The sequence below is a fragment of the Vibrio sp. MACH09 genome, from assembly GCF_033238805.1.
Taxonomy (GTDB): domain Bacteria; phylum Pseudomonadota; class Gammaproteobacteria; order Enterobacterales; family Vibrionaceae; genus Vibrio.
Genome location: NZ_BSFZ01000001.1, coordinates 1,791,323 through 1,813,844, shown reverse-complemented (window position 1 = coordinate 1,813,844; position 22,522 = coordinate 1,791,323). Strand labels below are relative to the sequence as shown.

The following is a 22,522-nucleotide window of genomic DNA, read 5'->3' as shown; positions in this document are numbered from 1 at the left end:
AACTACTACTTTAGTAGTAGTTGGCTGTAAGATTAAGGCTTCATATTCAAAAGGTTAGAATATTACCTTAAATAAAATAAGGTGAAATAGCTCACTCTTTTCGAACGTTAGTTAAGCATTAATTGAAGAACTAATTATAATACTTGCAATAGCGTTGTGGCTGTTTCTAAATAAGAGTTATTATCATTTGGGGTTATATTTAACTTCATAAACTTTTATATTTGTTCGAAAGTTTATTTTATTTAACTTTCGGAATTAGGATAGGTAAACATGGGCAATAGTAGATTGACCATAGCCATAATGTTGAAGTCTCTTCTTATATTATGTCTTTATGGTTTTTCCGTTAATTACGCAGTCGCTGCGGATGGGGCGGCCACCTCAAAAGCTGAAACTGCTACGAAAACAGTTTCAAAAGTCAAAAAAACAACCCGTAAGAAACGAGACCCTGATGCTAAATGTCTTCAGTGTCATACCTCTTCACGTGTTACGCAACATCAGACTCACGGCGATGCAGCAACCGAAGTACTGGGTAAACCTGTCACATGTGCAAACTGCCACAATAAGATCGGTTCTACGCACCGTAAGAATTCAAAAAAAGTAACCAAATACGCTTCTGCGCAATCTCAAGCTGGAACAAACAAAACTCTGCTTAGTCAAGAGGATGTTTTCAAAGCGAATAAAGAGTGTGTGGAGTGTCATGACGCGACCTCTTTACAGCAAGCAAGCTGGACTCACGATGTTCATGCGCTTAATTTAACCTGTTCAAATTGTCATGATGTTCATATTGCAACGAAGAAAAGCAAACGCATGAAGACCAAGGCGAGAATTAAGAAGAAGAACGATACTGGTGTGAACGTACTAGAGTTTGAAAGTCATAAAGACATCATTGGTATGTGCGTTGATTGTCACGCTGATTTTAACCAGCTTAAAGACAAGCAGGAGGATCAGTAATGAGCTGTTCAAGACGAAATTTTTTAACCGGGGCGGGTGCCGTTATATTTACCACCGGTGTTGCTGGTACGTCAGCATTAAGCGGTAAGTCTCTTGCTTATAGTATGGAAGATGGCAAAAAGCGATACGGCATGGTTTATGACGAAAATGCTTGTATCGGTTGTACTGCTTGTGAAGATGCCTGTCGCGAAGTAAACAATGTTCCAGAAGGCGTAGCAAGACTTAAGATTGAACGTAGTGAACCGAAAGGCGAGTATCCTAACGTTGATTACAGCTTTAATCGTGTTTCTTGTCAGCACTGTGAAAACGCGCCATGTGTAATGGTTTGCCCAACAGGTGCGGCTTATAAAGATGAAGAAACTGGAATCATCGATGTTCATAACGACAAGTGCGTCGGTTGTGGTTATTGCTTAGCCGCGTGTCCATATCAAGTTCGTTTCTTTAATCCTGAAACTAAATCTGCAGATAAATGTAACTTCTGTCGTGATACTAATTTAGCACAAGGCAAACTGCCTGCGTGTGTCGAGTCGTGTCCTACCAAAGCGCTAACATTTGGTGACCTTAATGATCCAGAGTCGCAAATTAATGCTGTATTGAAAGACAAGATAGTATATCGAGACAAGGTACAGCTAGGGACAAAACCTAAGCTATACAAAGTTCCACATGAGAAAGGGGAGATTTAGAAATGGAAGCTGCGTTTAATTTCGATTCCCTTGTATGGGACTGGATTATAGCTATTTATCTGTTTTTGGCGGGTATGTCCGCAGGCTCGGTAATGATTTCAATATACTTGAAGAGAAAAGTTATTGAAGGTGACCCGGCTAAAAACGGCATTTTAAAAGCCACAGCATGGTTAGCGCCATTTGGCATTATTTCTGGTTTGACGATATTGGTTTTCCACTTAACAAAACCTCTGATGTTTTGGAAAATCATGATTTACTACAATACCAGTTCCGTTATGTCCATGGGGGTGATGTTATTTAACATCTATATGGCTGTGCTGTTTGCATGGATTGCGATTATTTTCAAAGATACCATTATGAAATATGTTCCTAAGCAGCTTTCATTTGTCGGTGATCTTATTGATAAAATCGCTAAGGTAGAGAATGCGTTAGAGTTATTCCTTGGCTTTCTTGCCATTGTATTGGCGGCCTATACTGGATTCTTACTGTCAGCGCTTAAAACCTATCCAATGCTGAATAACCCTGTATTACCAATACTGTTCTTATTCTCTAGTTTATCCTCTGGTGCGGCTGCGTGTATGTTGTTTGGTATTCTTGGATTTAAAGAATCACCTCATAGCGCAAGTGTTAAGTGGGTGCATAGTTTTGAGCGTCCAGTTGTGATGTTTGAACTGTTTGTCATGGTTACCTTCTTTACTGGGCTTATATTTGCAGGTGGACGAGGCGAAGTGGCGGCGTGGAATGCTATTGGTAGTGGTTTCTGGGCGTCATGGTTTTGGTGGGGCGTGATACTGTTTGGTATGCTTGTTCCATTAGCGCTAAACGCATTTTGTCCAAAAGAGGTGCGTCACAAATCTGTGTTTATCCTGCTTGTTACCACACTTAGTTTAGCTGGGGTATTGATGCTTCGTACCTTTATTCTATATGCTGGTCAAATGACAGTCGTTTAGGAATGAAAAGGCTTTACCCTGTTAGGGTAAAGCCTTCTTAATATAAAATATGTATTCAGAAATTGGTCAGTTCTCTCTTCTATTAGTCGCTATAGCCTCCATCTTTTCTATCCTCATTGCAGCATTTGGTCTGTATTCAGGACGAAAAGAGTGCTATCCACTGCAACTTGCTCTCGTGCATGCCAGTCTACTGTTTTCTCTCATTTCCATCATCACTTTAGCTTTTGCTTTCTACTTTGATGATTTTGCGATTCAATATGTTTCTGCGCATTCCAATAGCGCATTACCCAACTTTTTTAAGATTGCTGCGGTGTGGGGAGGACATGAAGGGTCATTGCTGTTTTGGGTTATCACTCTTGCATTCTGGAACTCTGCTATTGCGTTACTAAATACAAAAGTAGCGCAAAGTTATCTCACTAAAGTACTGATCATTAGCGCCTCTTTAGTGGCCATTTTTGCTGTATTTACCTTGTTTGCTTCCAATCCTTTTGAGTTAAATGCGGTTCTTCCGGATGAAGGGCGAGACCTCAATCCGATGCTGCAAGATATCGCACTGATCTTCCATCCACCTTTGCTATACATGGGCTATATTGGATTTGCCTCAAGTTTTGCTTTAGCTCTGGCGGCATTGTGGCAGAAAGAGATTCCAACCTACTGGTTTGAAGTGAGCCGTAAATATACCTTGTTTGCATGGGTGTTTTTAACCGCCGGAATTCTTTTAGGTGCATGGTGGGCTTATTACGAGTTGGGCTGGGGCGGATGGTGGTTCTGGGATCCTGTTGAGAATGCTTCTTTGCTTCCTTGGTTAACGGCGACAGCTTTAGTTCACAGTCTTGTCGTGAGCAGTAATAGCCGACGATTGATTGGCTGGACACTCGGCCTGTCGTTCATTACTTTTTCTCTTAGCTTATTAGGTACCTTTGTTGTTCGTTCTGGTATTTTGACCTCAGTGCATGCCTTTGCTGTGGATCCAACCCGAGGGGTTGTCTTAATACTTATTCTCCTCGGCTTGATTTTAGCCGGATTTGGCTCGCAGATTTATCGAGCAAACGACATTCAGTCAAAGCCTATTAAAAGCTTTACCACACAGCCGTTTCTGTTCTTACTGGTCAATGGTTTGTTTACCATTGCGATGATAACGGTACTGCTGGGTACTTTTTACCCAATGGTATTCCAGATATTAAATCTTGGAAAAATCTCCGTTGGAGCACCATATTTCAATTCTTTATTTGCTCCGTTGACATTCATTGCTTTGCTATTAATGAGTGCTGCCCCGATTGTATTAAGCAGTAAAAACAATAAGCCACGAGTGTTGGTTGTGCAGTTTTTGCTGGCGTGTTTTATTGGTTTCATTATGTATCGCCTGCAATATCAGCAGCTAGAGATGATGGTATTGGCGACATGGATTTTGGCGAGTAATGTCATGTTATCCATGATTTATCAGTTCGCTACCTCTCCGTCAACACGAGTTCGACTTAAGTTATTGCCTATGTGGCTTGCTCACTTAGGCATTGTTATGGCATCAATAGGGGCGAGTATGAACGCGTACCACTCTATTGAAAATAGTGACCGCATGACGGTTGGAACGAAAACAGAACTTGGTCGATTTGCTATTACCTTTGAACAGCAAGAACTGTTTGTTGGGCCAAATTACACCTCTGAGAAAGTCGTGCTAACAACCAGTAGTGGTGATCAAGTTATCCCTGAGAGACGACACTATCAAGTCAGAGTAATGAACATGACAGAGCCGGGGATTAAGAGCTATTGGCATGGGGATTTATACATTACTCTGGGAGAGAAACTGTATGATGGTTCATTCGCGGTGAGGATTCAGTACAAAGCGTATGTTCAGTGGATCTGGTTTGGTGGTATGGTGATGATTCTAGGCGGAATTGCCGCTTTTGTATCTCGGTTTAGATATATAGACAATGTAGAGAAAGTAAATGCGCATAATTAAACTGATTTTATTTGCCTCATTATCGTTGGCCATTTTTGCGGTATTAACCTATGCACTAAATGATGACTCATCGAGCAACAATACCGCGATGCTAAATGAGCCAATACCTGCATTTAACTTACAGTCATTGAGTAGCGATAATCCGGTTACCGAAAAAGAGTTAATCAGTGATGGTTACAAACTGCTTAATGTTTGGGCATCGTGGTGCGGTATTTGTAAACTGGAGCACTCTTTTCTTTTACAGCTAAATCGCCAAGGTGTTGCTATTTATGGGCTTAACTATCGCGATAATAAAAAAGATGCTCGCAAAGTACTGGTGTTAGATGGCAACCCTTATAAAAACGTGATTTTTGATCCAGAGGGTAAATTAGCACTGGATCTAGGTGTGATAGGAACACCAGAAACATTTGTTATCGACTCTAATGGCAAGATAGTTCATAGGATTAGTGGTGTCATCGATCAAGCTGTTTGGGATAACAGTATTGCTGCGTATTTTGAGAGGTAATATGTATCGTTTATTAAGAGCTATCTTTATCGCTATGCTAACTGTTACGGCTTCATTGGCGTGGTCTGCACAGAATAATAACCAAACGGTTTTCTACGATGACAATAAAGACGTCGCTATTAAAGTCGAACTATTTGAATTTGATAACGACGCACAAAGACAAAATGCCATTGAGTTGGCAAAGTCCCTTCGATGTCCTCAATGTCAAAATCAGAATTTGGTTGAGTCTAACTCTCCTGTTGCCAAAGACTTACGTCTTCATGTTTATCAGATGATTAAAGAAGGAAAGTCGAATCAAGAAATTGTCGACTATATGACTCGTCGTTTTGGTGATTTTGTACTGTATCAGCCAAGTGTCAATAATCGTACCTATCTACTATGGTTTTTGCCTCTACTGCTCTTGCTTATCGGGGGCGTACTAGCCATCCGAGCGGTGAAAAAATAGTTTTTTTACCCTTGGTTCTCAATCGAGAATATACTCAAGTGACCTCAAGATGCAGGATTCAGAGCAACATCAACAAGTTCAGTTCAAGAAAGATAATTGAAGGAATGGCATTCCCTTTCAAGATTATCTGACGCAGAAATGGGCGTGTTGATGTGCTCCCAAAGGGCGAGTTTTATTGGCTCCTGCTCTGTGTTACTGATTCTTGCCGTAGAATAACTATGCCTTCAAATCAGTGCCTTGATCAGCAGCCAATAAATTCTCGCTGAACAAGCACCTTGAGGTCACTTGAGTATAGTATTCAATTATCTCCAATAGATGAAAGTTATTGGTTGAAAATAATGATTAAGTCCCCATATTGCTTATACTGTGACTGATAACTAGGCTTACCCTAATGGATAGCGGTAAGTTAGATTAAGTGAGAAGAAATATGGCTGAAGTTCGCGCCAGAGTTGCCCTAAAAGTCGGTTCTAAAAGTAATATTGACGCTGAGATATTATCGTTCCGAGGATTAAATAGCGATAAGGAACATGTCGCTGTTGTCTTTAAATCCGCAGATACCGAGCAAGTTAAACCTTTAGTAAGAATGCATTCAGAATGTCTAACTGGAGATGTGTTTCATTCGTCCCGTTGTGACTGCGGTGAACAGCTGGAAGAGACCATCAATAAGATGGGAACCGAAGGTGGCATTATCTTGTACTTAAGACAGGAAGGGCGGGGGATAGGTCTGTATAACAAGATCGATGCTTATCGATTACAAAGCCAAGGGATGAATACCTACGAGGCCAATAATCATTTAGGCTTTGGCGATGATCTAAGAGATTTCGAAGAAGCGGCTCAAATGTTAAAGGCTCTAAACGTCAATAACATTAGGCTGATTACGAATAATCCGAAAAAAATCAACGAAATTCAGCAGTATGGCATCGAAATTGATGAGGTCGTGAATACGGCTGCTCATTTGAAGAGTGGCAACGAAAGCTATTTAAAAGCGAAAGTTTCTCACGGTCATCATAAGCTAAATATTGAATCCGAATAGCGAGTCGATTATCTCCTTTACCGCTTTCAGGTCTCACTTTAACCCGTTACCCCGTTAAATTAATAAGTTTTAGTGAGATCTTTTGCCATACTTAGTTACAGCGACTATCTATTTGTCTGATTAGTTGCCTCAACTGTTTCCGTTTAAGTAAGGTGAAGTATTTGCGATTTTTATTGCTTATTGTTCTAGTTACAGCTTCCTTTCAGTCATTGGCTTTGGAGTCTTTCTACAAGCTTAACTGGCTAAGTTCTGGCTCACCAGTAGCATCATATATACAGCATTCTAATGATCTTGAACGTTTGTATGAACAGAATCAATTTCAGTTGGTTTGGTATCAAAAAGAGGCGGTAGAGTCTTTAGAAACGCTATTGGCCTTAATGCATTACTCTCAACTTAGTCCCTATTTTTCAAATCGATATCAAGTACTGCTTCAATTACGTAATGAGTCCAAGCTGTTTGAATATGATTTACTCGCAACAGATACATTTATTAGTTACCAAAAATATACCCTCGCAGCTGAAAAACAGGGACTCAAATGGTTTTTCGGTGGCACGATTTCTGAGAAAGAGATATTTTCCTTGCCACTGGATATATCCATCATGGCGGAGCAGATCAAAAACGATTCTTTAGTGGCCTATCTGGACACATTAAGCGCCAGCGGAAATGTACATCAGCTAGCAGAGTTACTGGGTGGTTTGCAGGCTGAGAAACCATCCAACCTTGTAGTCATGCGCTCAGGCACCGTATTAAAGCGTGGCGACTACATGCCAAGTAAGCAGGATGTAATAGGGCGTATTCGCTTAGTCGGATTAGATGTGACTAACGTGGATGCCACTAATCGATACTACGACAATAACTTGTACTTTTTGGTTAAAAAATTTCAACGAATGCATGGCTTAAAAGATGACGGCGTTATTGGGGCCGATACTCTGTATTGGCTCAATTATCCAGTAGGTAAACGACTGCAAGTTCTCGCTTTAAACATAGAAAGAGGTCGTTTATATAAAGTGGACAAGCAAAATAGCATCGTGGTCAATTTGCCTGCTTTTAAACTCGATTACTGGTTGCAGGGCAAAGAAGCGTTTTCTACTAAGGTGGTTGTCGGTAGAAAACAGCGAAAAACACCTTTGTTACAGGTGAAAATGGATACCTTAATTTTCAATCCAACATGGAATGTTCCCAGCAAGATTGCCAAAGAAGATATTATTCCAGCGATAAAAAGAGATCCCAATTACATTGGTAAACACAATTTTAAAATCGTGGAGTATTGGGGGGCAGATACCGAGATCCCCGCCAACTCTATAGACTGGGATGAGATTCGCGCAGAGGACTTTACATACAAGTTTATTCAAGCACCAGGTAATCGTAATGCTTTAGGTTACTACAAATTTAATACGCCTAATCCAAGAGCTATTTACCTACATGACACACCATCAAAGTATCTTTTTGATAAGCAGTCTAGAGCATTTAGTTCAGGCTGTGTGCGAGTACAGCATGCAGACAAGTTTGCAGCACTGCTCTTGCAAACTCAACAGATAGAGGCACCAAAACGCAGTGATCTAAAAGATAAAGTTAACGTTAAAATTCCTCTGAAAAAGAAAATTCCGGTGCTGTTTACCTATCAAACCGCTTGGCTGGAAGATGGATTAATACAGTACCGAAATGATATCTATGGTTATGACAACTATGGTTACGATTCCTATGCTTATGATAATAGTGAAGAAAGCTATCTACTGACCAAAAAATGAGTTTCCTTCCGATTCAAAATGGCATCAAAGGTTGAAGGCGACTAGATAAAATGCCTCAATAAATTCCTATTTGACCTAATAATCTATATCCGTTAGCTTGTGGCCTTTTAGTGTTCAAACAAAGTTAAATTTATGCCATTAGTATCCATGACACGTCGTGATGTCATTAAAACGGTCGTAGCCGGAATCTCGTTAGCGACATTCTATCCGCATAGCGCACTCGCGAGTTCTGCTAGTCGAGAACAGAAGATATTAATGACGAATGTGCATACAGGTGAAGAGTTAGTCAGCCACTATTTTGATGGTGTTAATTTTGTTCAGTCTGAACTAAATAAGATTGATCATATCTGTCGTGATTTTAGGCAGAACCAAGTTTTTCCTATTGATAGGCGACTACTCGTTCAGATAAACGCCATTCAGTCTCTGTTACAAACTGACGCCAAAGTGCATATTATTTCTGGTTACCGTTCTCCTGAAACGAACCATCTACTTCGAAGCAAATCTGGCAGTGGGGTAGCGAAAAAGAGCTTGCATATGCAAGGTAAAGCGCTGGATTTTAGTTTGGAAGGGGTAAAGCTTAGTGAGGTAAGAAAAGCGGCAATGAGCCTTAAACAAGGTGGTGTCGGTTATTATCCTAAAAGTAATTTTGTCCATATAGATACCGGCAAAGTTCGATCATGGTAAAAACTTGTATTCTTGTTTTTCTGGTGTCATAGTTTTGCGATTGTTAAGTATTGAGTAAAACTATGAGTCTCCAATATCAAATTGTTCCTGTAACTTCTTTCTCGCAAAATTGTTCTATTGTCTGGTGTGATGAGACAATGAAAGGCATTGTTATCGATCCCGGTGGTGATGAAAAACAATTGGCAGCACTAATTAAAGAGCTTGGTGTTGAAGTGGTTTCCCTTGCTTTAACTCATGGACACTTGGATCATGTGGGTGGCACTACGCCATTAGCAGAAGAGTTATCATGTCAGGTTATAGGTCCACACAAAGCTGACAATTTTTGGCTACAAGGATTAGAAGGCCAGAGCCAAATGTTCGGTTTTCCGCTAACGTTAGCATTTGAACCAAACCAATGGTTAGATGAAGGAGATACTATCTCATTCGGTAACCAAGTATTAAATGTCTACCATACTCCCGGCCACACACCCGGCCATGTGATATTTTATAGCGACACGGCAAAACTGGCCTTCGTAGGTGACGTACTGTTTTCTGGTGGTATTGGTAGAACAGACTTTCCTCAAGGCAGTTTCGATACCTTAATTAAATCAATTAAAGAAAAACTTTGGGTGTTAGGAAATGATGTGACCTTTGTACCAGGGCACGGTCCCACGTCTACTTTTGGAAAAGAGAGACGAACAAACCCATTTGTGGCCGATGAAATGCCGCTATATTAATACTTACTAAAACTGTTAAATTGTATGGAGTTAGCGATTTTTCGACAAAATTGTTGGATATGTGAGCAGTTCAACAACAGCTGCTATTAATTCAACGAAAAATTTGTTATAAATCGCGTTTTGATTTTTTGCCATATTGGGCAGTAATTTAGGAAACAACTCAATGAGACTTGCGCATAAACGTAACGTGCAGATGAAACTGCAAAAGCGTATTAAAGCTACAGCAACGACGAAACCCGCTGTTAAAGCAGTAAAAGCTGTAAAAGAATCTCCGGTAAAAGAAGTAGCAAAATCAACTGCGAGCGCAGTGACCGTTTCTCTAACACCAAAACAACAACAAGTTTTGGATATCGTAAGCAGTAAGCCTGAAGGTATTAACTCAAAAGGCATTGGTCTAGAAGCGGGTCAAGAAGATGGCAAAGCATCATCTTGGGCAACAGGAGCATTGAAAAAACTGTTGGACGAAAACCTAGTAGCAAAAGAGCAGCTAGCAGGAAACAAAGTTATCTATAAGATCGTATAACGACAAGATATCTTAAAAGGTAACAAAGCCCCTATTGCAGGGGCTTTTTGCGTTTTTGAGCGACTGAAATCCTGTTCTGTATCACATAAAATTAACCTAATTATAAAGTTGCTGATGTAGTACTACCTAAGTACTAATTACGTTTGATCATTTGTCTTAATCCCATTAATTTCTATTATTCAATAAGATAAATTCTGCCCTCTATTTTTTCTTAAGTAGTTATACGTAATACAAAGGTCTTACCTGATGTTCTGGATGTAACTTGAGTGCGTGTTCATTCCCATATAAACAGATTTAAAACTGGTTCATTGTAGCGATGAAAATTGTCACATTGACTCTAGTAGATAAAGGATTATGGGTATGAGCCTAGTTAAAAAATCAATAAAGCGTGCCATTGCTGGAAGTATGATAATGGCGGCTGCTTGTTCCGCTGTACTTGCCACGTCAGCGAGTGCGGCCGATAAAGTTTATCGCCTTAAATTGGCAGAAACATGGGGACCAAATTTCCCGGTTTTTGGTGACGCGACAAAGAATATGGCGGCAATGGCAGAAAAAATGTCAAATGGTCGTTTAGTTATCAGGATTGATTCAGCCAACAAACATAAAGCACCACTTGGTGTGTTTGATATGGTGAAATCGGGTCAATATGATATGGGTCACTCAGGCTCTTATTACTGGAAAGGTAAAGTTCCAAACACCCTTTATTTCACCTCAATGCCATTTGGTATGACCCCAGCAGAGCAATATGCGTGGTTTTATCATGGCGGCGGTATGGAGCTAATGGAAAAGGTTTACTCTCCTCACAACCTACTTTCATTCCCGGGTGGTAATACCGATATTCAGATGGGTGGTTGGTTTCAAAAAGAGATCAATACGGTTGACGACCTTAAAGGCCTGAAGATGCGTATACCGGGCTTTGCCGGCGAAGTATTGGCTGAGCTGGGCGCTAAGCCAACCAACATTGCACCGGGAGAACTATATACGGCGCTAGAGCGACGCACTATCGATGCATTGGAGTGGGTAGGTCCATCTTTGGATTTACGTATGGGTTTCCACAAAATTGCACCATACTACTACACAGGTTGGCATGAGCCAGGATCAGAGCTTCAGTTCTTAGTTAACCAACGTACTTGGAAGCGCTTACCTGAAGACCTACGCGAAATCTTACGTGTAGCTATGCGTACTGCGGCTTACGATATGTATACTCAAGCAACGCATGAAAGCGGTAAAAACTGGTCATCTATCAAAACTGAATATCCAAATGTACAGGTAAAAGATTTCCCACCAAAAGTAATGCAAGCGATGAAAGCGGCGAACGACAAGCTACTTAAAGAGCATGCTGCTAAAGATCCTCTAACAAAAGAGATTCAAAAGTCTCAAGCGGATTATCTACAACAAGTTCGTTCGTGGACAGATATCTCTCATAGAGCATACCTAAATAGTCAGGCTAAATAACCTTGACGTAAAAAAGCTAAGCGGATAACCGCTTAGCTTTTATCGCCCAAGAATTAATTATTATTAAGTAATCGTCTTCCATGGAGTTTTAAATGAGAACCCTCATTAAAATGGAACAGTTAGTTAACCGCATTGGTGATGTTTTAGGCTGGCTTTCGAGCATCCTGTTTTTGTTGCTGTTGGTTAATGTTGTCTATGATGTGGTAATGAGATACGTGTTTAATGACGTATCTATTGCTTTCCAAGAGATGGAGTGGCACCTATTTTCCTCCGTATTCCTACTTGGCGTTCCTTTTGCCATTCGTTCTGCAGGTCACGTTAGAGTCGATGTGTTTTATGAGCGCTTATCATTACGAGCTAAGGCAATTATCGATCTATTAGGAACCCTTATTTTTCTTCTACCGTTTTGTCTTTTGGTTGCCTGGTTTGGGATAGATTTTGCTAAAGAGAGCTATGCACTGGGTGAAACGTCTGGTGATCCCGGAGGTTTAGCTTATCGCTGGGTAATTAAAGCCATGATTCCAACGTCATTTATCTTTATGGCCATCAGTGGTATTGGTCTGCTACTGAATTCAATTAACACTATTTTATATCCCCATATTGTTCATGGCGGAGCGAGCAACAAAGGAGGTGAGTTATGATAGGTATCGTCATGTTCTTTGTCGCCTTGGTTGCACTACTTATAGGCTTCCCCGTTGCCTTTACCTTTGGTGGTATCGCACTCATATTTGGTGTTTGGGCTGAAGGGATAGAAATGTTTGCCTTTATGCCGTACCGAATTCAATCCATCATGGAAAACACGGTACTGATGGCAGTGCCACTGTTCGTCTTCATGGGGTTAGTATTACAAAAAACCAAATTAGCTGAGCAATTGCTGGAGTCTATGGGGAAACTGTTCGGCGGAGTGCGAGGTGGTATCGCGATCTCAACGGTATTGGTTGGCGCATTACTTGCGGCATCTACCGGTGTGGTTGGTGCATCAGTAGTTGCGATGGGACTTATCTCGTTACCGGTAATGCTGAAATACAATTACGATAAAGGCTTAGCGTGCGGAACCATATGTGCGTCTGGTACCTTGGGACAGATCATTCCTCCTTCTATTGTTCTTATCTTGCTAGGGGATGTGCTTGGTGTACCGGTAGGGGACTTATTTCAGGCTGCATTATGGCCGGGGTTTGTGCTAGTTGGTGCCTATATACTTTACATTTTGATATACGCCAAGTTAAACCCTCAAGCCGCACAAGCGTTAGATCGAGACGACTCTATTTCTCGCCGTGAAGAGGTCATCAAAGCGCTTAAAGCCGTTATTCCTCCTTTGGCACTGATCATAGTCGTTCTGGGTTCCATATTTGCTGGTGTCGCAACGCCAACCGAGTCCGCTGCGTTAGGCGGTGCGGGTGCCATTGTTCTTGCCATTCTATACCGTCAGTTTAGTTGGTCTATGCTCTATCATGCCTCTAAAGAGACTGTGAAAGTGACGGCGATGGTGTTCGCTATTTTGTTAGGAGCAACCGCATTCTCTATGGCATTCACTTACACAGGTGGTGACATTTTAGTCGAAGAGTGGATGCTGGAAATCCCCGGTGAAAAATGGGGCTTCCTGATCATTGTTATGTTGGTTATTTTACTGCTCGGTTTCTTCATCGATTTCGTAGAGATATGCTTTATTATCGTACCGATCATTGCGCCAGTCGCAGAGCTGTTAGGCATTGATATGGTATGGTTTGCTATATTAGTGGCGATGAACTTACAGACATCGTTCTTAACCCCACCATTTGGCTTTAGTCTCTTCTATCTAAAAGGAGTTGCACCAAAAGGGATTACTACCATGGATATCTATAGGGGAGTGATGCCATTTATCGCCATTCAAGTGTTAGTGCTTATCTCACTACTACTATTTCCTGAATTTTATGGAATGTGATCTGGCTTAGGGAGTTGTCGTGCAATCTTTTAGATGAGTCGCTAACCTTGCTATTATAAAAACCGTTCCTAATAATAGGCGCGGTTTTTTTATGAGGAAAAGGAATGCCTCTCAAAGCAAAGCTAATTTTGCTCACACTCATACCATTAATCATGGTATCTGCCAGTATCAGCTGGATTGCTATATATCAAACAAAATCTCTTGGTGCTAAAGAAGTAGAGATCTTTCGCCAAAATTTAATTAAATCAAGAGAGTCGGCGCTAAAAGATAGCGTTGATCTCGCCTTTAGCGCCATAAAGCCGATATACGAAAATGCTCAAATTGATGATGACGATGCTAAGCAACAAGTAAAAGCTATCATCAATGAGATGCGTTTTGGATCAGATGGCTACTTTTTTGTTTACGACAAACAAGGCACTAATATTGTTCACCCGATTTTGCCAGAACTGGTGGGGCAGAATCTGATTGGTTTACAAGATAAAAATGGTAATTATTTAATAGAAGCGCTGCTTGACCAAGCCCAAAATGGCGGTGGGTTTCATAGCTATTTATGGCAAAAACCGTCCACCAATGAAACGGTACAAAAACTGGGATATGTAGAGTGGCTAGATAAGTGGCAATGGATGATTGGAACCGGGCTCTACATCGAAGATATACATCAAGATGTTGCAATAATGAAGGACTCGGTTAATCAGAATATTGAGACCACCTTCTTCTCTGTTATCACGATATTGGCGTTTACTGTAGCCGTGATCATTGTTCTTACCTTGGTTATTAACCTTCATGAACATAGACTTGCCGATAAAAATTTAAAAGACTTAGCCCATAAAACCGTGATGTTTCAAGAGGATGAAAAGAAGCATCTGGCACGTGAGTTACACGATGGCATTAATCAGTTACTGGTTTCAAGTAAGTGCCATTTAGAGTTATTGGCAACCAAAATTAATCTTCTTCCCGCTTCAAAAGAGTTAGGCACTCATCTTGATAAATCACAACATTCGCTGGTGATTGCGATAAATGAGGTACGGCGGATTTCCCATAACCTTCGCCCTAGTGCGCTGGACGATATTGGCTTAGAAGCTGCGTTAAGTACGTTAATCAACGATTTTCGCTCCCATAGTGAACATGTTGAAGTCGATATTCTATTTGATACCAAAGATGGCAAGCTAAAGTCTGAAGTTGCGACAACCTTGTATCGAGTGACTCAGGAATCGTTAACCAATATTGAAAAACACGCCAATGCTTCAACCATTACGGTCATTCTTCAGCAAATGGGGAATATGCTGCAATTGATGATTCGAGATGATGGAGAGGGGTTTGATGATTTGGAAGCGTCAAGGCAGAAGGGAATTGGTTTGCGGAATATGAGAGAAAGAGTAGAGTTTATTGGCGGGGATTTTGAATTATCCAGCGAGATTGGCATTGGCACTGAAATCACTGTTCTACTGAATTTGGATGGATTAATGGTATGGAAAAACCGATAAAGGTCATCATAGTGGATGATCATCAAGTTGTACTGGAAGGATTTATTGCAAGGCTAGAATCTGAAAGCGAAATAGACGTTGTAGGCACGGCTAGCAATGGTTTAGCCGCCATTGACAGTGTCAAACAGCACCAACCCGACGTCGTTCTTATGGATATAAGCATGCCGATAATGAATGGTATAGAGGCGACAGAGCTGATAAAAGAAGAGTTTCCTCATGTCAAAGTGCTGATGCTAACCATGCATGACAACCGAGAGTACATCATGAATGTGATGCAATCTGGCGCGGTGGGATACATGCTCAAAGAGATTTCAGCCGAGAAAATGGTTCAGGCGATCAAAACAGTGAACTTAGGCTCCACCTATTTTTGTGAAAGTACTACACAAACGCTCTTTACCGAGCAGGTAACGCCATCCGCGAAGAAGGTAAACCCACTAAGCCGTCGGGAAGAGTCTGTGCTCAAATTGGTGTCACAGGGTCACAGCAGCAAAAAGATCGCCTCATTATTAAACATTAGCTATCGAACGGTAGAAACCCATAGACAAAACATTAAACATAAACTTGATATTCATACAACCGCAGAGCTGGCAAAGTATGCGCTAGAAAAAGGCATGCTAAATTAGATTGGTATCTGAGTGTTTTGTACTAATTTTGTTAGTGTTGGCTGCGCGATTGTCACAGTAATACCTTTAAAACTGAAATGAACTTTCATAACTGCTATAATTTTAACTGGCTTTGCCAAAATGGTTGTGAGATTTGGGTTTACCGTTGCTTAAATTGAAAGAAAATTACCTTTTGGGCTGAGATTAATACAACGGAAAGTTAAGGTGGATTTTTGACTAAGGGAATTGATAAATACAGTATTGATAGTACGGACTATACAATAGGACAAGACAACGTTCAGAAGTGGGGTTTTGATGTACACAACCCTGTATTTGGTATTAGTGCCGGCTTAATTGTTCTGTTTATTGTGGCATCTTTAATTAGTGATGCAGAAACCGCAAAATCGGTATTAGATGGCGTTAAATGGCAGATAATTGGCTCATTTGATAGTTTCTTTATATGGTCAGCAAATATTTTTGTTATTTTCTGTTTAGGTTTGATCATATCACCTTACGGTAAAATCCGTTTGGGCGGCGAAGAAGCCGAAGCCGATTACTCGTTCTTATCCTGGATTGCGATGCTATTCGCTGCCGGGATGGGCATTGGCTTAATGTTCTGGAGTGTTGCAGAACCTATTGCTTACTTTACAGGGTGGTACGAAACACCACTTAATGTTGAAGCAAACTCACCAGAAGCGGCAAAACTGGCGTTAGGTGCGACTATGTTCCACTGGGGTCTACACCCTTGGGCAATCTACGGTGTTGTCGCGCTATCGTTAGCATTCTTTACCTATAACAAAGGGTTACCGCTCTCTATGCGCTCCATATTCTACCCACTTCTTGGGGATAGAGCATGGGGTTGGGCAGGACATATCGTTGATATTCTAGCGGTACTGGCCACTCTATTTGGTCTTGCGACGTCATTAGGGCTAGGAGCACAGCAAGCAGCTAGCGGCATCAACCATGTATTTGGAACAGAAGGCGGTCTAGGGCTGCAAATTGTGGTGATTGCCATCGTGACTCTACTTGCAATAGTGTCTGTGATGAGAGGCATCGACGGCGGTGTTAAAGTCATCAGTAATATCAACATGCTGGTTGCTTTCTTGCTGCTATTGTTGGTTGCCTTGATTGGCTTCGCGGTCACGTTTGGTTCTATACCGACGACATTTATGGCTTATGTAGAAAACATTATCCCATTAAGTAACCCAGTTGGTCGTGACGATACGGCTTGGTTCCAAGGTTGGACTGTATTCTATTGGGCATGGTGGATTTCATGGTCCCCATTCGTTGGCATGTTCATCGCTCGCGTATCAAGAGGTCGTACAATTAGAGAGTTCATTACTGCGGTACTGATTGTTCCTACAGTAGTGACACTAATTTGGATGTCTGTATTTGGCGGACTAGCGATTGATCAAGTTATTAATGGTGTTGGAACACTAGGGCAAAATGGATTAACGGAAGTACCACTGGCGATGTTCGAAATGTTTGAAGCCATTCCTTTCGGTACCGCTTTATCTGTAATTGCGATTGTGTTGGTTCTGGTATTCTTTATTACTTCATCGGATTCCGGTTCTCTGGTTATTGATAGTATCACCTCTGGTGGTAAAGTTGATGCCCCGGTTACGCAACGAATCTTCTGGGCGTTCCTAGAAGGTGCTGTTGCAGCCGTATTACTCTGGATCGGTGGAACTGAAGCAATACAAGCACTTCAAGCAGGTTCAATCTCGACGGCACTACCATTTACCTTTATCTTATTGGCGATGTGTGTCAGCTTATTGCTGGGTTTACGAACTGAGAATAAGTAATTAAATACTTAATTTAATCAAGGCCGAGTGTGTAAACATTCGGTCTTTTTTTGTTTATCAGGGGAGTAAATTGACGTTTATCTCGATAAGTTAGCGTAGTCGTTATTTGACGAAAACGAGCTAATTAACAAGCATCAGCTAACAAGAGAACAAGAGAACAAGAGAACAAGAGAACAAGAGAACAAGAGCGGATTGACACCACAAGAAAAGATAACTTTGATCAGCAAAGGCACCTCAAATGATGCCTTTCTTCTATCGGTTATTCTTTATCTTGATGTTTAAACTGGTTTAGCAACGTCAGCAGAAAAACACGTATTTCGTTATCAATTGCGCTGTTATCGCTGTTTGCGTTTAGGATAAAGTCTTCAACTTGAAGGTAGAAATCAGGTTCGTTTTGATGGGTCATGGTGATCTCCGGTGGTTGTAAATTTAGTCTTATCACCACAAAAGGTTCCAATCTTAGGGTGGTGAACTGAACAAGGTTGGAACTACCGCACCACCGTGACGGCCAACCCGAAGGCTGCCCTGTCCAGCTCACCATAATTCAGTCTATAGCCTTAAAAATAGCCAATTTTACTTTATATAGGTGTGCCAAAGCCGCACATAAAAAATCCAGCAAAAAGCTGGCATTTACATGCCGGTGGTTATAATACAGGGTTCCAATCCTGACACTGGATTTTGCCAGTGTGGGCTAAGCATATGTTTTATTGAGTTTCTATGTCAATAACTGACTGATGGTTTGCGATAGGTTGAGTGTTTTCGTATCAAAAAAGAAAAGTTGACCAAGTTTGCAGCGTACCTCGAACGGGCACTGCTACAAACTTTGTTGTTTATGAATTACAGGTGATGTGATGGAAGGGGCTACTTATTAAAATTAGTCTGTATCCATTGTAAAATCAGGTCTCTATATTGTCCTTCTGGTGAACCTGTTGATAGAGGAACACCGTTCAACTTAGCGGGGCAACTTTTATCGGCCAGACGAGAAGTGTTGATGAGTTTTTTGTTGCTTACCGAGTATAAAGATAACAATACAGAAGCTTCATCCGCATAATATTTCTGGCAATTAATGCCAATAGGATCGGTCCATTTCTCTACACGTGAGTAAATCAGATAATCACTTTTGTTGATTACGGCATTTTCTAATGCTTGCGCCTCTGTTAATTCTTGATTCTCCACTATCATGCGATCAGTAAAACCGGAAAGAGCCTCGTTGGCAATGATAAGGGCCGCTTCACCACTGCCTTCAGCAGGCTCATCTGATGCGCCTAAAGAGGTATAAGTTTGCATTTTTCCATCGCCACCGTTAACTAAGTAAAAGCTTGTACCTTTAAACGAAATTTTCTCGTTTCCCTGCAATGTCTGACCATTGATAGGTTTAATGTAAGAGTTACTTGACGTACATGCTGAAATGGAAAAAAGAGTGAGTAGAGTAATAAATACTTTTAGTTTGTTGTTCATTTTATTAAGCCTTTATAGAGTAAATGATTTGAGGGGGTTCGTAGCAAAGGCTATATTTAGTTGGCTATAAATAATCGTTTTATCAATATTTTATCGAGGCAAAGCAAAGTTTAAATTGTATCCAATTATGTCTGTTCTTTTTCGATTCATTAAGGGTGATTGGTTTACTGCTACTCAAAAAATTAGCAGGATTCGATGGTCATAAGTAATGCAAATATGTAAACTTTTCAACTCATTAAACGAATGTTTTAACCTTCGGGCTTAGACAAAACAAGGTTAATGCCCAGTTTCTAAAACGACGGTCTCTTTTTTCGACCACCTTCAAATCAATAAATGACTATCTCAATGTTTAATATATATTCTTGTGATAGGTTATATTAAATCAGATTAATATGTGACGATTTAGAAATGTGTTATTTGGAGATTTTATCGTATAAGAATGGTTATGTTCTTGGTAATTGAAACTAGGAGGCGCGTTTGAAAGCTGATGATTACAACCCTAAAGCACGAGAGGTATTTGGAAAAACATTAGTTGATACTGGGGTATCAATTTATAAAGGGCTGATACTTCTACTCACAATCGTACCTTTAAGCTTTATAGCAAAAGTTACTGTAGAAAAGGACAAAATTTCATTGAGCTTTCTTGAGTTCATAGGTTCGATGAGTTTTGCTACTTATGTGATATTTTTGAGTTTGTTGGCTATTTCTTTCGTATTAGCCTATTACCTGCGCAAAGAAGGGCTCAGGCATATTCATGAGTCAGAGAACATAACAAGCATCTAGAGAGGTTCGCAACGCTTGGTATTTATGGTTTTACTCCAGCTTAAGTGTTTATAGCACTATGATTTAGGTTGGGGCAGCGTTGGCGACGTTATGACTCAAGGGAAATCTTCTGAATGAGCGAAATATCAAAAGTAATTGATACTGTATTAAAAATTGAACTTGTACCTTTCTTAAATAAATTAGGATTTAAAAAGAAAGGGCGTAATTTCTATAAAGAGTACGACAATCGGATTGAAGTCATAAATGTACAAGCCAGTCAATGGAATAGTGGTCAATCAGGACGGTTTACTCTTAACATTGGTGTCTATTATCCAGAGATTGCAAAACTGGCAGAAGCCCCGAGTATAACGGGGTTACCGAAAGAATATAACTGCACATTGCATGAACGTATTGGTTTTCTCACTAGCGAACAAAGAGATATTTGGTGGGAAGTCGATTCTCATTCAGAGTTGAGTATAGTCGGTGCGGATGTAGCAAATAAGGTGCGTCAGTATTGTTTACCATGGTTAGACAAAATGTCCGATTTGGTCAATGTGAAGACGTCGGCTAGTGAAAGTCAAAACTCATTACTTGCAGCTGTAATTTCGCTGTACTTAGGAGACACCTCCGAATCAAGATTTTACTTTGAACTTGCGCTCAAGGAAAAGCCTTTGGCGAAGTCGCGTATTAAATCTTGGGCTAGCAAGTATGGTGTATCTGAGCCATAACAGAAAGCTTTAATAACTGCTAACAATTGGAGTTGTTTATTCGTGGAATCGCCGATATTTTCGTTAGAGAAGAATTTAAGGAGATCTATAGTTTCTTATATGAATCTTTTCAAAAAAAAGAAGATGATTTAGTTGTAGCGAAACAGCTCATTGAGAAATTTAGTAACAATGTATAATAAGGCAATTAAAAATCACCCACAAAATACGTGGGTTGGACTCGCTAACGCTCACCATTTAATGCGGAGTTATACGAATAAGGAAAGTTCGGAATATGGAAATCAAAATAGACGACTTATCGGGTGGTGAGGTCATTAAGCTCCTTGAAGAGCACCTAGCAGATATGTATGCCACTTCGCCTCCAGAAAGTGTTCATGCTCTAGACGTTAATGCACTGAAATCACCAGAAATCATATTTTTCAGCGGCTGGCTTGGTGGAGAATTACAAGGTTGTCTCGCCATGAAGCAACTAAGCCCCGTTCATATTGAATTGAAATCAATGAGAACATCTAGTGCCTCTCGCAAGTCTGGTGTCGCAACAAAACTTCTAACTCACGCTTTGAATGCAGCCATCGATCATGGTTGTCAGAAAGTTAGTTTAGAAACAGGCACTCAAGAATTTTTCCAGCCAGCGAGGAGCCTTTATGAGAAGTTTGGGTTTACATATTGTGAACCGTTCGCTGACTATGAAGTTGATCCACACAGTTACTTCATGACGAGGGAACTGACGGAAAAACTCGTATAAAAAAATCATTTAAGAGTAATTCACAACCCTTAAAGTAAGTTGGCAGGGGAACATGTTAGAAGATCAACTAGAAAAGTTAATCAGAAATACACCTGAGCTAATGGAAACTGCTCAAGCATGCATTAAAGTTGGCTTGCCTGACTATTTCATTGCTGGTGGCGCAATTACACAACTGATTTGGAACTCATTATCAGGTGAAAGACCACTCAATAGCATTAAGGACTTCGATATTGTTTACTTCGATACCGCTAGTACATCTAATGAAGAAAGCTACAGCAGCCGAATTAACAGTATCGTAAAGCATGAAGTCCCCATTGATGTGGTAAATCAAGCACGTGTTCATGAATGGTATCTCTATAGATTTGGTCAAACTATACCAGCTTATATAAAAGTAGAGCAGGGCATTGATTCTTGGTTGTCTGCATTTGCAATCGGGTTTAGGCTAGGTTCAAACGGTACAATGCGTATTTACTCGCCTTATGGGTTATCTGATGCATTTAATAAAAGGGTAAAGCCAAACCCCATTGCAATGACACGCGAAAGCTACGACCAAATGGTCAGTGGCTATTGTAAGCGCTGGCCTGACATTACAGTGGAGCCTTGGGAATAGCTAACTAACTTTTTAACGAGAAATCATTGGCTCCAGTGCTAGGTATTGCGCTAAGTGAATGTCATTTCCACAACTTACTAATCGCTGTCTCTGTTGAAAAATAATGAGCTATCTGTGCCTGTAACAACTCTGCGGTGGCAATGGAGTCTGTCAACGCGTGATGAGGGGTGTAGCTTGGTAACCCGTAACGAGTTCGACTTGCTCCTAGCCTAACCGATTGCGGTTTAGTGCCTTTAAGCCAGTTCATAAAACCTCGATTTTTCTTTCTTTGAATCGCGGTTTCTAACTGCATTGTATCAATTACTGGAAATAGGATACCTTCACCGATTCGTTCGTTAAGAGCGGTATAGAAAAATTCGCGTTCGATCTTGCGAAAATGCACCACAACAATCTTACCTGCCAGTGCTTCTAACACTTGCTCCAGTATTTTTACAATGTCAGGGGCATTGACGATATCGTTATGAGTAATACCATGGATAACAACCGAGTCTTCATTAAGAGAAGTATTGGGATTAACGTACCAATGCTTGGCTTGATTGAGAAACACCCGGTTAAGTGTGAAGGGCACTAAACCTATGCTAATAATGTCATCGCGATTAGGATCAAGGCCCGTTGTTTCAAAATCTAAAGAGACAAATTCAATTTGAGACAGTGGTGTATCTTCTGCGGGGACACCCCTCTGATAGAAGTTCTGTAAACGCTCGTCTCGGCACTTACTCGCCATGGTTTCATAATGTGATAACCAATTAAAATTCATCTT

At 40.7% G+C, this 22,522-nt stretch carries 24 protein-coding genes; 21 read left to right on the top strand and 3 right to left on the bottom strand.

Annotated elements, in window-relative coordinates; genetic code table 11:
• Positions 1-270: 270 nt before the first annotated feature.
• The 17 genes from CHJ_RS08055 to CHJ_RS07975 all read left to right on the top strand — a co-directional run bounded on the left by CHJ_RS08055 (position 271) and on the right by CHJ_RS07975 (position 17,462).
• Positions 271-951: a cytochrome c3 family protein gene (locus CHJ_RS08055; protein WP_171754475.1), complete on the top strand. Its 681-nt coding sequence runs from the start codon at positions 271-273 to the stop codon at positions 949-951.
• Complete coding sequence (gene nrfC / locus CHJ_RS08050; RefSeq protein ID WP_171754476.1) at positions 951-1,634, top strand: cytochrome c nitrite reductase Fe-S protein; 684 nt, start codon at positions 951-953, stop codon at positions 1,632-1,634. The genes CHJ_RS08055 and nrfC overlap by 1 nt, the downstream gene beginning before the upstream one ends.
• 2 nt (positions 1,635-1,636) lie before the next feature.
• Positions 1,637-2,584 carry a cytochrome c nitrite reductase subunit NrfD gene (gene nrfD, locus CHJ_RS08045; protein WP_317917405.1) on the top strand — a complete coding sequence of 316 codons (948 nt, stop codon included), beginning with the start codon at positions 1,637-1,639 and terminating at the stop codon, positions 2,582-2,584.
• 49 nt (positions 2,585-2,633) lie between these two features.
• The gene (locus CHJ_RS08040; protein WP_317917404.1) at positions 2,634-4,541 is read left to right on the top strand and encodes a heme lyase CcmF/NrfE family subunit; all 1,908 of its coding nucleotides are present in this window, start codon (positions 2,634-2,636) and stop codon (positions 4,539-4,541) included.
• Positions 4,528-5,046 carry a DsbE family thiol:disulfide interchange protein gene (locus CHJ_RS08035; RefSeq protein WP_317917403.1) on the top strand — a complete coding sequence of 173 codons (519 nt, stop codon included), beginning with the start codon at positions 4,528-4,530 and terminating at the stop codon, positions 5,044-5,046. The genes CHJ_RS08040 and CHJ_RS08035 overlap by 14 nt, the downstream gene beginning before the upstream one ends.
• 1 nt (position 5,047) lies before the next feature.
• Complete coding sequence (nrfF, locus tag CHJ_RS08030) at positions 5,048-5,491, top strand: heme lyase NrfEFG subunit NrfF (RefSeq protein WP_317917402.1); 444 nt, start codon at positions 5,048-5,050, stop codon at positions 5,489-5,491.
• 427 nt (positions 5,492-5,918) lie between these two features.
• Positions 5,919-6,524, top strand: a complete 606-nt coding sequence (locus CHJ_RS08025) for a GTP cyclohydrolase II (protein ID WP_171752058.1) — start codon at positions 5,919-5,921, stop codon at positions 6,522-6,524.
• Positions 6,525-6,685: 161 nt separating this feature from the next.
• Positions 6,686-8,272, top strand: coding sequence for a murein L,D-transpeptidase (locus tag CHJ_RS08020; RefSeq protein WP_317917401.1), 1,587 nt, complete (start codon positions 6,686-6,688; stop codon positions 8,270-8,272).
• A 132-nt stretch (positions 8,273-8,404) separates the two neighbouring features.
• Complete coding sequence (locus tag CHJ_RS08015; protein WP_317917400.1) at positions 8,405-8,956, top strand: DUF882 domain-containing protein; 552 nt, start codon at positions 8,405-8,407, stop codon at positions 8,954-8,956.
• Between the two features lie 62 nt (positions 8,957-9,018).
• Positions 9,019-9,672, top strand: a complete 654-nt coding sequence (locus CHJ_RS08010; protein ID WP_171752055.1) for an MBL fold metallo-hydrolase — start codon at positions 9,019-9,021, stop codon at positions 9,670-9,672.
• 163 nt (positions 9,673-9,835) lie between these two features.
• Positions 9,836-10,195, top strand: coding sequence for a MarR family transcriptional regulator (locus CHJ_RS08005; RefSeq protein ID WP_171752054.1), 360 nt, complete (start codon positions 9,836-9,838; stop codon positions 10,193-10,195).
• A gap of 360 nt (positions 10,196-10,555) precedes the next feature.
• Positions 10,556-11,650, top strand: coding sequence for a TRAP transporter substrate-binding protein (locus CHJ_RS08000; RefSeq protein WP_171752053.1), 1,095 nt, complete (start codon positions 10,556-10,558; stop codon positions 11,648-11,650).
• 92 nt (positions 11,651-11,742) lie between these two features.
• Positions 11,743-12,291 (top strand): TRAP transporter small permease subunit, encoded by a 549-nt coding sequence (locus tag CHJ_RS07995; protein ID WP_171752052.1) that lies wholly within the window; start codon positions 11,743-11,745, stop codon positions 12,289-12,291.
• Positions 12,288-13,571, top strand: coding sequence for a TRAP transporter large permease subunit (locus CHJ_RS07990; protein WP_171752051.1), 1,284 nt, complete (start codon positions 12,288-12,290; stop codon positions 13,569-13,571). The genes CHJ_RS07995 and CHJ_RS07990 overlap by 4 nt, the downstream gene beginning before the upstream one ends.
• 104 nt (positions 13,572-13,675) lie before the next feature.
• Positions 13,676-15,055: a cache domain-containing protein gene (locus CHJ_RS07985; protein WP_171752050.1), complete on the top strand. Its 1,380-nt coding sequence runs from the start codon at positions 13,676-13,678 to the stop codon at positions 15,053-15,055.
• A complete protein-coding gene (locus tag CHJ_RS07980; protein WP_171752049.1) occupies positions 15,040-15,678 on the top strand; it encodes a response regulator transcription factor in 639 nt (212 codons plus the stop codon). The genes CHJ_RS07985 and CHJ_RS07980 overlap by 16 nt, the downstream gene beginning before the upstream one ends.
• 212 nt (positions 15,679-15,890) lie before the next feature.
• Positions 15,891-17,462 carry a BCCT family transporter gene (locus CHJ_RS07975; protein ID WP_171752048.1) on the top strand — a complete coding sequence of 524 codons (1,572 nt, stop codon included), beginning with the start codon at positions 15,891-15,893 and terminating at the stop codon, positions 17,460-17,462.
• A gap of 259 nt (positions 17,463-17,721) precedes the next feature.
• On the opposite strand, the gene CHJ_RS07970 is transcribed toward CHJ_RS07975, so the two are convergent.
• Both CHJ_RS07970 and CHJ_RS07965 read right to left on the bottom strand, forming a co-directional pair.
• A complete protein-coding gene (locus CHJ_RS07970) occupies positions 17,722-17,868 on the bottom strand; it encodes a hypothetical protein (protein WP_171752047.1) in 147 nt (48 codons plus the stop codon).
• Between the two features lie 455 nt (positions 17,869-18,323).
• Positions 18,324-18,920, bottom strand: a complete 597-nt coding sequence (locus CHJ_RS07965) for a DUF4823 domain-containing protein (protein WP_171752046.1) — start codon at positions 18,918-18,920, stop codon at positions 18,324-18,326.
• A gap of 477 nt (positions 18,921-19,397) precedes the next feature.
• On the opposite strand from CHJ_RS07965, the gene CHJ_RS07960 reads away from it, so the two are divergent.
• The 4 genes from CHJ_RS07960 (at position 19,398) to CHJ_RS07945 (ending at position 21,762) form a co-directional block, all read left to right on the top strand.
• A complete protein-coding gene (locus CHJ_RS07960) occupies positions 19,398-19,703 on the top strand; it encodes a hypothetical protein (protein WP_317917399.1) in 306 nt (101 codons plus the stop codon).
• Positions 19,704-19,816: 113 nt separating this feature from the next.
• The gene (locus CHJ_RS07955) at positions 19,817-20,410 is read left to right on the top strand and encodes a DUF4304 domain-containing protein (protein WP_317917398.1); all 594 of its coding nucleotides are present in this window, start codon (positions 19,817-19,819) and stop codon (positions 20,408-20,410) included.
• Between the two features lie 271 nt (positions 20,411-20,681).
• On the top strand, positions 20,682-21,152 hold the full coding sequence (locus CHJ_RS07950; protein WP_317917397.1) for a GNAT family N-acetyltransferase: 471 nt from the start codon (positions 20,682-20,684) through the stop codon (positions 21,150-21,152).
• A 52-nt stretch (positions 21,153-21,204) separates the two neighbouring features.
• Complete coding sequence (locus CHJ_RS07945) at positions 21,205-21,762, top strand: nucleotidyltransferase family protein (protein WP_317917396.1); 558 nt, start codon at positions 21,205-21,207, stop codon at positions 21,760-21,762.
• Between the two features lie 61 nt (positions 21,763-21,823).
• Here the strand turns inward: CHJ_RS07945 and CHJ_RS07940 are convergent, their stop codons facing one another.
• Positions 21,824-22,519 (bottom strand): 3'-5' exonuclease, encoded by a 696-nt coding sequence (locus CHJ_RS07940; protein WP_171752065.1) that lies wholly within the window; start codon positions 22,517-22,519, stop codon positions 21,824-21,826.
• Positions 22,520-22,522 lie beyond the last annotated feature (3 nt).

Excerpts from the sequence above, each read along its gene's own strand:
- CHJ_RS07965 (WP_171752046.1), bottom strand. The coding sequence starts at position 18,920 with ATGAACAACAAACTAAAAGTATTTATTACTCTACTCACTCTTTTTTCC.
- CHJ_RS08005 (WP_171752054.1), top strand. The coding sequence starts at position 9,836 with ATGAGACTTGCGCATAAACGTAACGTGCAGATGAAACTGCAAAAGCGT.
- CHJ_RS08025 (WP_171752058.1), top strand. The coding sequence starts at position 5,919 with ATGGCTGAAGTTCGCGCCAGAGTTGCCCTAAAAGTCGGTTCTAAAAGT.
- CHJ_RS08055 (WP_171754475.1), top strand. The coding sequence starts at position 271 with ATGGGCAATAGTAGATTGACCATAGCCATAATGTTGAAGTCTCTTCTT.
- CHJ_RS07945 (WP_317917396.1), top strand. The coding sequence starts at position 21,205 with ATGTTAGAAGATCAACTAGAAAAGTTAATCAGAAATACACCTGAGCTA.
- CHJ_RS08015 (WP_317917400.1), top strand. The coding sequence starts at position 8,405 with ATGCCATTAGTATCCATGACACGTCGTGATGTCATTAAAACGGTCGTA.
- nrfC (WP_171754476.1), top strand. The coding sequence starts at position 951 with ATGAGCTGTTCAAGACGAAATTTTTTAACCGGGGCGGGTGCCGTTATA.
- CHJ_RS08010 (WP_171752055.1), top strand. The coding sequence starts at position 9,019 with ATGAGTCTCCAATATCAAATTGTTCCTGTAACTTCTTTCTCGCAAAAT.
- CHJ_RS07970 (WP_171752047.1), bottom strand. The coding sequence starts at position 17,868 with ATGACCCATCAAAACGAACCTGATTTCTACCTTCAAGTTGAAGACTTT.
- nrfD (WP_317917405.1), top strand. The coding sequence starts at position 1,637 with ATGGAAGCTGCGTTTAATTTCGATTCCCTTGTATGGGACTGGATTATA.
- CHJ_RS07995 (WP_171752052.1), top strand. The coding sequence starts at position 11,743 with ATGAGAACCCTCATTAAAATGGAACAGTTAGTTAACCGCATTGGTGAT.
- CHJ_RS08040 (WP_317917404.1), top strand. The coding sequence starts at position 2,634 with ATGTATTCAGAAATTGGTCAGTTCTCTCTTCTATTAGTCGCTATAGCC.
- CHJ_RS08000 (WP_171752053.1), top strand. The coding sequence starts at position 10,556 with ATGAGCCTAGTTAAAAAATCAATAAAGCGTGCCATTGCTGGAAGTATG.
- CHJ_RS08035 (WP_317917403.1), top strand. The coding sequence starts at position 4,528 with ATGCGCATAATTAAACTGATTTTATTTGCCTCATTATCGTTGGCCATT.
- CHJ_RS07950 (WP_317917397.1), top strand. The coding sequence starts at position 20,682 with ATGGAAATCAAAATAGACGACTTATCGGGTGGTGAGGTCATTAAGCTC.
- CHJ_RS07990 (WP_171752051.1), top strand. The coding sequence starts at position 12,288 with ATGATAGGTATCGTCATGTTCTTTGTCGCCTTGGTTGCACTACTTATA.
- CHJ_RS07985 (WP_171752050.1), top strand. The coding sequence starts at position 13,676 with ATGCCTCTCAAAGCAAAGCTAATTTTGCTCACACTCATACCATTAATC.
- CHJ_RS07940 (WP_171752065.1), bottom strand. The coding sequence starts at position 22,519 with ATGAATTTTAATTGGTTATCACATTATGAAACCATGGCGAGTAAGTGC.
- CHJ_RS07980 (WP_171752049.1), top strand. The coding sequence starts at position 15,040 with ATGGAAAAACCGATAAAGGTCATCATAGTGGATGATCATCAAGTTGTA.
- CHJ_RS07955 (WP_317917398.1), top strand. The coding sequence starts at position 19,817 with ATGAGCGAAATATCAAAAGTAATTGATACTGTATTAAAAATTGAACTT.
- nrfF (WP_317917402.1), top strand. The coding sequence starts at position 5,048 with ATGTATCGTTTATTAAGAGCTATCTTTATCGCTATGCTAACTGTTACG.